The organism is Deefgea rivuli DSM 18356, from assembly GCF_000620145.1.
Taxonomy (GTDB): Bacteria; Pseudomonadota; Gammaproteobacteria; order Burkholderiales; family Chitinibacteraceae; genus Deefgea; species Deefgea rivuli.
Genome location: NZ_KK211081.1, coordinates 255,888 through 269,100 on the forward strand (window position 1 = coordinate 255,888; position 13,213 = coordinate 269,100).

The 13,213-nt window shown below is 43.3% G+C and carries 10 protein-coding genes and 1 pseudogene; 2 read left to right on the forward strand and 9 right to left on the reverse strand.

The features are described from left to right. Window position 1: 1 nt before the first annotated feature. Window positions 2-799, reverse strand: a complete 798-nt coding sequence (locus Q320_RS0111130) for a ParA family protein (protein ID WP_027469070.1) — start codon at window positions 797-799, stop codon at window positions 2-4. Between the two features lie 377 nt (window positions 800-1,176). Between Q320_RS0111130 and htpG the strand changes: the two genes are divergently transcribed. Together htpG and Q320_RS0111140 are read left to right on the forward strand one after the other, a co-directional pair. Further along, the gene (gene htpG / locus Q320_RS0111135) at window positions 1,177-3,072 is read left to right on the forward strand and encodes a molecular chaperone HtpG (protein WP_027469071.1); all 1,896 of its coding nucleotides are present in this window, start codon (window positions 1,177-1,179) and stop codon (window positions 3,070-3,072) included. Between the two features lie 401 nt (window positions 3,073-3,473). Continuing rightward, window positions 3,474-3,953, forward strand: a pseudogene (locus Q320_RS0111140) (FxDxF family PEP-CTERM protein); the annotation flags it as partial. Between the two features lie 126 nt (window positions 3,954-4,079). On the opposite strand, the gene wecC reads toward Q320_RS0111140, so the two are convergent. The 8 genes from wecC to Q320_RS0111185 all read right to left on the reverse strand — a co-directional run bounded on the left by wecC (window position 4,080) and on the right by Q320_RS0111185 (window position 13,212). After that, window positions 4,080-5,327: a UDP-N-acetyl-D-mannosamine dehydrogenase gene (gene wecC, locus Q320_RS0111145; protein ID WP_035853479.1), complete on the reverse strand. Its 1,248-nt coding sequence runs from the start codon at window positions 5,325-5,327 to the stop codon at window positions 4,080-4,082. Beyond that, window positions 5,320-6,453 (reverse strand): non-hydrolyzing UDP-N-acetylglucosamine 2-epimerase, encoded by a 1,134-nt coding sequence (wecB, locus tag Q320_RS0111150; protein WP_211251221.1) that lies wholly within the window; start codon window positions 6,451-6,453, stop codon window positions 5,320-5,322. Before wecB ends, wecC begins: the two co-directional genes overlap by 8 nt. After that, a complete protein-coding gene (locus Q320_RS0111155; protein ID WP_035853482.1) occupies window positions 6,450-7,211 on the reverse strand; it encodes a WecB/TagA/CpsF family glycosyltransferase in 762 nt (253 codons plus the stop codon). The genes wecB and Q320_RS0111155 overlap by 4 nt, the downstream gene beginning before the upstream one ends. Next, window positions 7,195-9,435 (reverse strand): heparinase II/III domain-containing protein, encoded by a 2,241-nt coding sequence (locus Q320_RS0111160; protein WP_084282596.1) that lies wholly within the window; start codon window positions 9,433-9,435, stop codon window positions 7,195-7,197. Before Q320_RS0111160 ends, Q320_RS0111155 begins: the two co-directional genes overlap by 17 nt. After that, window positions 9,347-10,396: a glycosyltransferase family 4 protein gene (locus tag Q320_RS0111170; protein ID WP_027469077.1), complete on the reverse strand. Its 1,050-nt coding sequence runs from the start codon at window positions 10,394-10,396 to the stop codon at window positions 9,347-9,349. Before Q320_RS0111170 ends, Q320_RS0111160 begins: the two co-directional genes overlap by 89 nt. After that, window positions 10,393-11,649, reverse strand: coding sequence for a phenylacetate--CoA ligase family protein (locus tag Q320_RS0111175; protein ID WP_027469078.1), 1,257 nt, complete (start codon window positions 11,647-11,649; stop codon window positions 10,393-10,395). The genes Q320_RS0111170 and Q320_RS0111175 overlap by 4 nt, the downstream gene beginning before the upstream one ends. A gap of 155 nt (window positions 11,650-11,804) precedes the next feature. Continuing rightward, a complete protein-coding gene (locus Q320_RS21595) occupies window positions 11,805-12,089 on the reverse strand; it encodes an LbetaH domain-containing protein (RefSeq protein WP_156939049.1) in 285 nt (94 codons plus the stop codon). 142 nt (window positions 12,090-12,231) lie between these two features. Next, the gene (locus tag Q320_RS0111185; RefSeq protein ID WP_027469079.1) at window positions 12,232-13,212 is read right to left on the reverse strand and encodes a glycosyltransferase family 2 protein; all 981 of its coding nucleotides are present in this window, start codon (window positions 13,210-13,212) and stop codon (window positions 12,232-12,234) included. Between the last annotated feature and the right edge of the window lies 1 nt (window position 13,213).

Sequence of the window (13,213 nt, forward strand, 5' to 3'; positions counted from 1 at the left end):
CCTACGCTTGGCTCACTGCGGCCTGCGTTACTCCAGAAAGTTCAGCATAGAGCGCAGAAAATTCCAGTGCTAATTTATGCTTTGCGTCTAAAGCGATGAGCGGTGCGGCTTGATCGTGCGATTCTCTTACTTTGACTGAACTGGATAAGCGTGACTGCAATACCGGCAGGCCTTGCGCTTCGAGTTCTTGTACCAAACGCTGCGGCAAGCTCGCGCGCGGCTGGTATTGGTTCACGACAATACCTTCGATTTTAAGTTGGCCATTATGATCTTGGCGAATTTCATCCACCCGTGCAATCAAGCCCAAGAGCGCGTCGCGCGAGAAGGTATCGCAATCAAATGGAATCAAACAGCCGGTTGCCGCAATCAGCGCCGACAAGGTAAAGAAATTAAGCGCGGGTGGTGTATCAATATACACCTCATCAAATTGCCCAGTCAGCTCAGCTAGCGTTTCGCGCAGTTTGTAAATTTTATAACGTGATTCGAGTTTAACTTGCTGCTCGGCAATGCCAGGATGCGACGGCATAATAAACAGATTGGGAAATGGCGTGGCGTGGATGAATTCAGCTGGGCCTTTGGCATACAAAGAGTAATTGAGCACTTGATCAAAGAATTCATTCAAGCTCGGCGTAATGCCATGCGCGGCAGTACCCAACACATAATGGCTGCTATTGCCTTGCGGGTCGAGATCGACAATCAGCACGCGTTTACCTTGCGCGGCGGCCACTGCAGCGAGATTCACGGTAATCGTTGATTTGCCAACGCCACCTTTTTGATTAAATACCACGCGTCGTAACATGCTCAAGCCTTGTAGAAAATGCTGCAAACACTATACCACCGCCTAGATTGCGGCTGATGTAATCCATCTTGCTCGCGCTGGAATCTGCGTCATTTATGACGATTTGTTCAAGTAATCGCCAATTCATTCCAATACAAAATCAGTTCCAAGCTCAGCAAAACGCACAATCTCAATCTTACATTACATCAAATGACTTGAAGCGCCGTCCTCTGCCCCCATTTGTTCAGTAATCATGCAAAAGTTTTATGGCAAGGCATACAAGTAGACAGTACATATCAGTACGGCAAAGACAACGATGCAAGACTGAGTGGCCTGAGGCCAAAACTTTTGCCTAAATATTTGATTTTTGTTCAACCCCATTAAGGACTCAATCCGCAATGTCTAAAGAAACATTAGGCTTTCAAGCCGAAGTCAAACAACTCTTGCAATTGATGATTCACTCTTTGTATTCCAACAAAGAAATTTTCCTGCGCGAATTGGTTTCCAATGCATCAGATGCCTGCGATAAATTGCGCTTTGAAGCGGTGAATAACGACGGCCTATTTGGCAACGATCCAGAACTCAAAATCCACGTTGATTTTGATGAGCAAGCGAAAACCATCACCGTATCAGACAGCGGTATCGGCATGAGCCGCGATGAAGTCATCAAAAACATCGGTACGATTGCACGCTCAGGCACTAAAGAATTCTTTAGCCAACTTTCTGGCGACAAGCAAAAAGACGCGCATTTAATCGGTCAATTCGGTGTGGGTTTTTACTCGGCGTTTATCATTGCCGATAAAGTGACATTAACGACTCGTCGCGCTGGCGAAGAAAGCGCCACGCAATGGGAATCGGCTGGTGATGGCGAATTCACGCTCGAAACCGTTGAAAAGCCAACGCGCGGCACCACAATCGTGCTACACCTAAAAGACGGCGAAGAAGAATTCCTCAACGACTACCGCCTGCGCAGCATTATCCGCAAATATTCCGACCACATCACTTTGCCGATCTTGATGCCAGCCCAAGCGGGCTACAACGATGATGGCTCGATCAAACCTGCCGAAGGCTTTGAAACCGTCAACCAAGCCAATGCCCTGTGGACACGCAGCAAATCAGACATCACGCCTGAGCAGTACACCGAATTTTATAAACACGTTGCCCACGATTACGAAGACCCACTCGCTTGGAGCCACGCCAAAGTCGAAGGTCGCCAAGAATACACCGAGCTGCTTTATGTTCCGAAACGCGCGCCGTTTGATCTGTACGACCGCGAGCGCCGTCATGGCGTGAAGCTCTACGTTCGCCGCGTATTCATCTTGGAAGACAGCGAAAAATTGCTGCCGCAATACCTGCGCTTTGTACGCGGCGTAATCGACTCAGCTAATTTACCACTGAACGTATCGCGTGAAATCTTGCAACACAGCAAAGACATCGAGCAAATCAAATCGGGCTGCGTGAAAAAAGTCCTCGGCTTGCTAGAAAGCATGGCCAATTCGGATGAAGCGGAAGAGCAAGCTAAATACACCACCTTCTGGGGCGAATTTGGTAAAGTTCTGAAAGAAGGCGTTGGTGAAGACTTTGCGAATAAAGAGCGTATCGCTGCGCTATGCCGTTTCGCGTCAACGCACAACGAAAGTGCCGAGCAAACCGTATCGCTAAAAGATTACCTTGGCCGCATGAAAGAAGGCCAAGACCAAATCTACTTCATCACTGCCGACAGCTACGCCGCTGCGAAAAACAGCCCGCACTTGGAAGTGTTCCGCAAAAAAGGCATCGAAGTATTGTTGCTATCTGATCGCGTGGATGAATGGGCATTTAGCGGCTTGACCGAATTTGAAGGCAAAAAACTGCAATCGGTTGCCAAAGGCGAATTGAACTTAGAGCAATTCACCGACGAAGCCGAAAAGCAAGAGCAAGAAGCTGCGGCAACAGAACTCAAAGACATCATCGAGCAAATGAAAACCGTGCTCGGCGACTCAGTCAAAGATATCCGCGTTACGCACCGCCTGACTGACAGCCCAGCATGCTTGGTCGTTGAAAACCAAGATATGAGCGCGAACTTAGAGCGTTTGCTCAAATCTGCCGGTCAAGACGTCAAAGCCAGCAAACCGATTTTGGAAGTGAATCCAACACATCCATTGGTGGGCAAGCTGAAAGCTGAGGCTGCCAGCGACAAGTTCGGCGACTGGACTCACTTAATCTTCGATCAAGCCCTGCTAGCCGAAGGCGGCCAACTTGAAGACCCAGCCTCATTCGTGAAGCGTTTGAATGGTTTGATGCTGGCGATGTAGAGCAGATGTATATGCTCATAGCACTGATTTAATAAGTGCTGTAGCTCTATACCCTAAACCGGCTTTGGCCGGTTTATTTTTGGCAAAAAAATAAGAGTGCCAAGCACAGTGAAATATCAAAGCATGCAAAGAATCAAAAATATATAAGCATTTTTTCGATATTCTGATCGATAAACCACTTCAAAGTGTACTACCGAACAGAGCCTATTATTTTCCTTATTTAATATTGATGTAAAGAAATAGGGTCACAGTTCTAGAGTGAGATTTAGCACACAAGGTATTGAATTAAAGCTACTAATTAACCTTAATATCGGTTAATATTCGCACAATAAAACACTTTCAAAATTAGTAATTAATTATATAGGAACTAAACCATGAACATGAAACACCTAGCAATCGCGATTGCTATCGGCTCAAGCGCCGTAGCCAGCCAAGCCGCTGTGACTAAGGTCACATTAAGCAACGGTGCTGACTTTAGCGCAACTCAGAAAATTAACAAAAATTCTGGCGATGAATGGATTTATAACTCAGTTATTTTTAAAGTAACTGACAACTCGCCAATTAACTTTAGTTTTTTTACTGAACAAAAGACAAATAATGTTGGCAAAGGTACATTTGACTTTTTATCTGTAAAATTACTTGAAGGCAACAAAGTAATTGGAACCCAATTCTTTGATAAAGATAACGGCAGTTTTCTATTCAACAATACATTCTTAGCTAATAAGAACTATAAGTTTCAATTCAATGGTTTTAGCAGCAACTATATTGGCAACGTAAACTACACCGTAGCTGCTGTACCAGAGCCAGAAACTTATGCTTTGATGGGCTTGGGCTTGGTAGGCTTGCTTGCTACTCGCCGTCGTAAGATCAAAGCTGCTTAATTTTTTAATATGAGCACTTTAAAAAATACGCACTGAATGTGCGTATTTTTTTTGAAGCAAAATTTAAGACTCCCAAAATAAAAGCCCACTCAATTTAGAGTGGGCCTTTTATTGGGCTAGCAATAATTATTTCGCTGACCAAAATCCACGCGTATCAATCACAACGCAGCGCTGCAATTTCTCTGGGCGAATACGGCTAAAGTGTTTGTGATCAACCAACAACACAATAATATCGGCTTGATCGATTGCAGTTTGTGTATCAACCAATTCGACCTTACCTTGCAATTTCTTCGGCAAGGTTTCTACGTGCGGCTCCACCGCCAAAATACGGCCAACACCTTTTGCTGCCAATTCGGCCACAATGCCGACTGACGGGCTTTCACGTAGGTCGTCAATATTGGCTTTAAATGCCAGGCCTAAGCAAGCAATCACTGGCGCTTTAAACTTGCTCGCCGCTTCTACCGCTTGAGCCACAACATAATGCGGTTTAAAGTCATTCACTTCACGCGCAGTGCGAATAATCCGCGCCTCTTCCGGCGCTGAATCCACAATAAACCACGGGTCAACAGCGATGCAATGCCCGCCAACACCAGGGCCTGGTTGCAAAATATTTACACGCGGATGGCGATTGGCTAGTTTGATCAATTCCCAAGGATTAATCGCCAATTTATCGCAAATAATCGATAGTTCATTTGCAAACGCAATATTGACATCGCGGAATGAATTTTCAGTCAACTTCGCCATTTCTGCGGTGCGGCAATCCGTCAGCAAACACTCACCTTTGACAAAAATATTGTATAAATCAGCCGCCATTTCTGCTGCACGCTGAGTCATACCACCCACAATACGATCATTTTCAACCAGTTCGCGCAGTACATGCCCTGGTAAAACGCGCTCTGGGCAATACGCCACTTGCACATCGGCCTCTTCACCGGCTTGTTGCGGAAAGCTTAAATCTGGGCGCGCTTCGGCCAACCAACCTGCAAGTTTTTCTGTTGCGCCGACGGGTGAAGTCGATTCTAAAATGACCAAATTGCCTTTCTTCAAATATGGCGCAATGGCTTTACCGGCGGCTTCGATGTAGCTCAAGTCTGGCTTATTGCCTTCGGTAAAAGGCGTAGGTACCGCAATCATAAATGCATCGGCTTCTGATGGTGTCGTTTGCGCCACCAACAAGCCTTCATTCACCACGTGATGTACCAGGCCATCTAAATCAGGCTCAACAATATGAATTTGCCCACGATTGATGGTATCAACCGCATGTTGGTTCACATCAACACCAATGACTTTAACGCCACGACTGGCAATCACCGTTGCCGTCGGCAAGCCGATATAACCTAAACCTATCATTGAAACAGTTTGATACTTAGCCATGCTTAAAACTCCCAGTTGCAAGAATATCGTTAATTCGTTGTGCTGCTAAACCATCACCATATGGATTGTGCGCGCGCGACATTTGTTCATACGCGGCAGGATTGTCGAGTAACTCAGTCGCCTCTTTCACAATCAGCGCTTGATTCGTCCCCACCAATTTCACCGTGCCTGCATCGACCGCCTCTGGCCGCTCGGTGGTATCGCGCATCACCAATACCGGCTTACCAAGAGATGGCGCTTCTTCTTGCACCCCGCCGCTATCGGTCAAAATCAAGTTAGCGCGCGTCATCAGATACACAAACGGCAAATAGTCTTGCGGCTCAATCAAATGCACATTCGGTAAGCCCGATAAAATACGGCGCACTGGCTCTTGCACATTCGGGTTCAAATGCATCGGGTAAAGAATCTCGACATCTGGGCGCTGTGCCAACTCGGCCAAGGCAGCGCAAATATTCTCAAAACCTTGACCAAAATTCTCGCGGCGATGACCTGTTACCAAAATTAAGCGTTTGGTCGCGTCCAAGAATGGGAACTGAGCGGCCAACTCTGCATTGAGGACTACATCGCTCTTAATCCGCGCTGCCACATCCAGCAACGCATCAATGACGGTATTACCAGTCACATGCACATTGGCGGCAGGCACCGCTTCGCGCAGAAGATTGTTCTGTGATGTTTCTGTAGGTGAAAAATGTACCGCGCTAATTGCACCCGCAATTTTGCGATTCATTTCTTCTGGCCAAGGCGAATAAATATTGCCCGTACGTAAACCTGCCTCAACATGGCCAACGGGTATACGCTGGTAGAAAGCAGCCAGACTGGCTGCCATCGTGGTACTGGTATCGCCATGCACTAACACGATATCGGGTTGCCATTCGGCAAACACACCACGCATACCGAGCAAAACTCGGCTAGTAATATCAGTCAGATCTTGCCCTTGCTGCATTAAGTCCAAATCAAAATCAGGCTTAATCGCAAACAGCGCCAACACTTGATCCAGCATTTGCCGATGCTGCGCGGTAACACACACCTTGGCATCAAAACGCGCATCCGCCTGCAGCGCAGCCACCACAGGCGCCATCTTGATCGCCTCGGGGCGAGTGCCAAATACCACTAGAACTTTCATCATGATTTACCCATCGCTTTTGCAAAAACGGCTTTGCCCAATAAGACAAAGAAATACATATCTTCAATAAAGTAACGCTTAAACATCCGGCGCGGCTCTTGCAAAAAGCGGTAAAACCACTCAAACCCCGTTTTTTGCATCCAAACTGGCGCACGATGGGTTTTACCCACCATCACATCAAACGTACCGCCAACGCCCATCGCAAACGGTACTTTCATTTGCGACTGATATTTACCCAAAAATTGCTCTTTCTTGGGCGAGCTAATCGCGACAAAGAGCAAATCTGTTTTACTAAGGGTAATGGCGTCAACAACAGACTGCTCCTCGCTTGCGGACCAATACCCATTGCGATAGCCCGCAATCTGTAAATTCGGGTACTGAGCGGTAAATTTATCCACCACGCCTTTCACGACTTCCTCTTTGGCGCCTAAAAAATAAACCCGCCAGCCTTGCTCAGCCGAATAGCGCATTAGCTCAACAAACAAATCCACGCCAGCAACGCGTTCTTTTAAAGGAATACCCAATAATTTAGAAGCCCACACCACCGGCATACCATCTGCATTAATTAATGCACAATCATTAATAATTTGACGTAATTCAGGATCTTTATCAGCCTTAACGACTTTGTCGGCATTAATGACCACGTGTTGATTGGGTTTGCCTGATTTTATCAGATCACCAATTTTCTCAAGCGTTTCTTTCATCGATAAGTTATCTACATCACAACCTAAAATATTAACTCTTCTATTTATTAATGACATCGACTACCCCAGTTTTTTTAACCACAATTGTATACATATCAACATCAACACTAAATGATTCACTTTGACGTCGATAAAGATTCTGTGGCCATACATTAGAATCACAAGATAAATCTAATAAGAAAGCCATCACGGTATTTTTGCTTGCAAGACTTGACTTCCAAATCGAGTGCCATGGAATTAGCTGATCTTTTGCTGCCCCTTGATAGTACTCAGTAACCACTTCTGAATTAAACTCATAAGAATTATCATCTAACTTATAAATACATGTATTGCCGGAGCGCCACATACTTGGCTGTACCAAAAATACATTCCCAGGCAGATGTAAATTCCACTCCCACTGCAGTGGCGTAGACGATGCCATTTGATCAACAATCAATAATTTATTTGGCTTGAGATACGTAACAGATCGAATTACTTGACTGGCCGGTGATAAATAATTCGATGAAATATCCATCGTAGCGCTTTCAAATTTCTCTCCTGATTTCTCAGAAATTAGAGCTGTTTTAGATAACTTAGAAGTTGATTGCCCTATACCACCAGAAAACGTAGGTAAATTATGAGAACGTGACTGCTGATAATAATCCTTCCACATTGGCGATCCGTACCAATCGTAGCGACCCGAATTAACCGCAATTGGTAGGCTGCCTTGGTGAACAACAAAAGAACCTATATCAGCATGACCATGTCCAACCAAGCCAGCATTACCTGTTCGCATAAAAATTGAGAATGAATCAATAACAGAAGCATTCTCATGCCACACTAAAATACCAGAATCCTTGAAATAGGCTCGATTATTGGGTGGCGTTACAATAGATTTCCGCTGCATAGGCGTTGAAGTTAAAACACTGAGTGAGGATCTCTGTGCATCAGTAAGATAGTTCCGATACCAAGCAGCATCTGCAGTATCTACATTATCCATTACCTGTGCAGCATACTGAGGCAAGACTGCATTTTCATGACCATCACCGAATAATGAAGTCGGCGCAGTTGGACGTAATGCATTTGAAAAATATGAGGTCGTTGCACGATACCATGTGTGATTGAATGGATTAAGTCGAGATGATTTATTAATCAAACTGAGCCACTGATTACTATTTTCAATAGTCCATTGAAGATAAGCACCACCACTGACGTAGCCGCCATCATTAAGCCAAAATGGATTTCCAGCATAAACAAATGAACGTAAATTCTCTTCAATATAAGCACGCGCCCAAGTAGAAGAATCTGAGATAAGAATACTTGCGACCAAAGCGGCTGCTTTAGCATTATATTGAGTTGCATTATTCAACGCAGTATTTGCTGTATATCTATCTGCATCGACGCCCGAAGTACTGGCAATCGCTTCAATACACGCTACCCAATCTGTAGAGTTACTTTGCGCGTAGCCAATAAAATCATAGGCATACGCAACAGACCACAATAATGTACGAGCCGAGCGATCATCACGGATAAATGGAGCAACCCAAGAACAATTATCTACCAATTCATTAACTTGCTTAAGCAACTGGGATTTGACAGACAAATCCTGATTAAAATAGTAAATCGTTGAACCATAAATAAGTTTCGTAGACCAAATACGAATAGACTCATAGTTATCCAAAGCGACTTTTCCAGAGCTAGCGCCTGCAACCTCCATTACATTTCCAAACCCAATTGAAGGGCTCATACGCTCATACGCTGAAATCAACGCATTAATTTTACTATTTCTTACTTTTAAAGCAGAGGCATCTAATTGCGCATCCTTAATTAAATTACCACTCATCACGTACGGCCGTGACAAATTCGGTTTCAATAGGTTTGTGATTGAAAAATCTTCCAATACAGGATTATTCGCTGTAATCGTAAAACATTGTGGAATCGAATACGCAACGCTCCCCCTAACATTCCAACAATACTCAGCAGGAGCAAGAGGCTGCTTAGAAAGCCAATATGAGGTATTGACCGAAGCCGCATGAAATATCTTGCCATTCTTATATATGGATAAAAAAACTTGCCCAGAAGGCGTCCATGATATTCGCGGTGGATTTTGTACTACGTCTGGTAGTGTATTTGATTCAATCTTAGCTGCGGCATCACTCTTGCAAGCAGAAAGAATTAAAATTAATGCTGTAAAGGCAAAAAAATAGATACGTCTAAGCATATAGCTCCTTGAGTACCGAACACATTTTTTGAAATGAAAATAAATCCTTTGCACGCTGATAACCACAAGCGGCAATAGCATCACTCTGCGCTGGATTTTCTATTGCAGATAATAATGCGAGGCTCAAATCGATATGTGATTTTGGCGGAATTAATACTCCAGCCTTACCACTTTCTAACACCCATTCAATACCACCTACTTGGCTTGCAATTACGAGCCGGTGTGCAGCCATCGCTTCCAAAATCACAAAAGGTAGCGCTTCAATATGCGAAGGTAAAATCAATAAGCCAGCTTCGTCCAAGCAGCGTAATTTTTCATCATGATTAACCCAGCCCAAAACGCTCACATTTTTCTCTAAGCCAAGATCAGCAATTTGCTGCTTAACCCAAGAAAAATCACCATCCCCACCTAAATTCAGCACAATATCTGCATGCTGTTTAAAGACAATTGCTGTAGCGGACAATAATTCAATCAAACCTTTTTCACGACTTAAACGTCCTAAAAATAACCACTGCTTATAATTAGAATTAAGCTTTGGGTTTGTTTGAATTTCCACGGCATTTGGCAAAACCACACAATTGGCCTCCAGTGCAACACTTGCAACCCATTCAAGCCAATCAGGGCTTAAAACTAAAACAAATTTGGCCTTTGCTAAGGACTTTTTAAACTGCCGGCCTCCAAAACGGTTCTGATTTTTTGCATAATACTTAGGAAATGAACCCCCGTGTAAATGCAAAATATAAGGACAAGAAAAGCATTGAGCAAGAAAAATGATGACCCATTTTCGCCACCAGCTTACTCCCGTAGCAACATGAATATGCAATACATTAACTCGGCCAGAGATTAATGCAAATAAAACTTGCACATAACACTGCAACGCCCTAATTAATTTAAATGGCAAAGCGGCATCAATATGGCTAGCAATATAACGAATATTTAACTGCTCAAATACACCTGCCGCTGCGGCTGATTTAGCCCATGTCGCCATCCCCCCCTGAGCTTTAGGATCAGGTCCCACCATTAGATTGTATTTATCACTCATGATAAAGATTCAACAGCCAGAACATAACGACGCTTTCCATTATTTTGAACTAAAAACTCCCCTTCACATATTTCATAATGTAGGAATTGCATATCATTCTTGATTTGTTTAATCAAAGGCGCTTTATCTAAAGTTTGAGCACCATTATCATAAATAATCCGAACCGCATCCTTCGTAAATAAAATCTGATACGCTTTAATATCTGTATACGCAAACAATTGTGTAAAGTACGCAGCAGGAAAACGCTTTTGCTGCATATCGATAAGTAAATCATTGGATCGGCCATGAATTTGAGTGATTCGCGGCCATGAACGCCCACACGCACAAGGCGTATGATCAATTTCGGCTAAATCACCCGTTTCATATCGAATAAAAAACGACGCGATATTTGCCATATCAGTGGCAATTAAGCGACCATCAGGCAGGGTTTCTGCAAAACATCGCTCTGCAATAATATGTAAACCTTGATGTTGCTCGCATTCAAACGCCGATAAACCAGCATCATTGCAGCCATACTGATTAAATACTGAAACACCTAAAATACGTTCAATGTCTGCACGCGCCGTCGCAGATAAATTTTCAGCTGTCGAAATGACAGCAGTCAAAGTATGACCATTTAAAGCCATAGGATGGCGTTCAATATACAAAGCCAAAAGATGCAATGCATTTGCATAGCCATACACAAATTTAATTTTTTGCCGCGCTAGCAACACACAATGCTGCTGCAATAAAGCATCGTCCATGCCCATCGTAGATAAAGGCTGTACATTCATTAAGCTATAAAATAATTGATGCTTCCAACTCGATGAAAATAATGCGCCACCCGCCAACATCGCCACTCGATCACCCAGTCGATAACCAGCAGCAGACCAAGCTAGTAAAATACCAGCCCAAAGATAAGACTGGGCTTGTTCCGATGTTTTGTATTGAAATGGCGCCCCAGTTGATCCGCTTGTTTTTTTATTAAAAATTTTGCCTGTATAGCTACGATTCAAATAAGCAGCAGGTTTTTGGCGAATGGCATCTTTAGCAACGATTGGCCAATCCCCTAATTCATTACCTGTATTATTGGTATATGCAATAGCCCGACTTGCAGCTAACACGAGGTGCTTTTTTAGAATTGTTGAATGCCGATTTTTCATTAAATCAATAGTATCAAATTGCAACTTCGACAGTTCAAGAAATAAAGGTAAAGTCGCAGTGCCACGCAGTAGATCAACTAATTTAAATCGAATTTCTGCTAAGCAAGTCATAGTTTTACTTCATCTAATGGATATTTGTTATAAACATCTGGAGTAACATTACTTCTCGTCACTTCAGCAGGATTGCCTACAACCAATGAATACGGCGGAACATTTTCAGTCACAAATGCCCCCGCAGCAATTTTGGATCCTTTTCCAATACGACATTACCCAACGATAACGGCATGCGGACCAATCCAAACTTCATCTTCAATAATAGGGGCAGAAATCAGCGTGCGGCCATCACTAGATACAATGTGGCGTGCCCCCAAAGTTACTCCATGAAATAAAGTCACATTACTACCAATTTGCGCATGAGGATTAATAACAAGCCCCCAGCCATGAGTAATACACAATCCTTCACCAGCCCTAACTCTAGATGGAAAATCTATTGCGGCTGACCAGCAAAAAAATTGATGGCATAGCTTTAAAATAAATGTAAAAACGTACATGCTCTTTCTTGATGAGCAATAATGCAACAGTCGCATTGTTACAATCGGTCGAAAATTTCTAATAAATAGTAGACACACACAAAAGTTCAATAAAGAATAACGCCCTTTCAATCGAAAAACATCCCCACGAAACATATCTCACCTATTTCAAAGCATTACTGTTTATTCTTAAATTAGGGTCATTAACTTTAGTGAGTAGGCCAGAAACCAGCCCAAAAACTCTAAAATGCCAATGAAAAAATGAAAAACACGCATCCTTTAAATTTAATTTCTTCAACAAAAGAAAAACAAATAAAGAAATCCATAAAAATAAAGCTAACTTTAGGAAAATAATATCAATAAAACCTAAACTGGCCACAAACACCAATACTAACAATCCCAAAGGTTCTTTATTTATTTTCATGGCCTCAAGTGCATATCCACGCTTTAAACCCGATTTAATCAGCATGCCCGAAGATTTGGCGTAACCATTTTTCCAATGACGGCGCAATAAACCCCAAGTACTTTCATCATGCCCTGTGTGCGACACGCCCAAAACAGGCAAGCGTTTCAATTTCCAGCCTGCTCTACGCAGCCGCATCCCCAGCTCCGCCTCTTCATAAGCTGGTAAAAATCGATGTGCAAAATACTGAACTTGTTCAATCGCTGATTTGCGATATAGGCCACCGCCATTAAGCCACTTAACAGCGCCTGCGGTTGCCGAAGGTTTTTTCTTTACGCGATGACGATCAAACATATTATTAACGCGAGTATCTTGCAATATGCCACCAACACCAGCCAATTCAGGTTCTGACTCTAGAACCTGTAATGCTTGTCTGAGAAATCCATGTTGCATGGTCATATCACCATCCAACATGTATATAAATTGACCAGTAGCATATTGATAAGCTAATTGCGCTGCAGCACCCGCACCACGATCAGCCCGGTTAATAAATTGAACAATTTTAATCGGGTACTGCTTAGCAATTTCTACCGTTCGGTCCGTTGAAAGACTGTCCGCAAGAATAATCTCACAATCAATACCCTCTGCTTCTCGTAATACTGATTGAATACAAGCATTAATCTCATCCTCTTCATTTAATGCTTTAATGAGTACGGATAAATATGGCTGAAAATCTTTCATT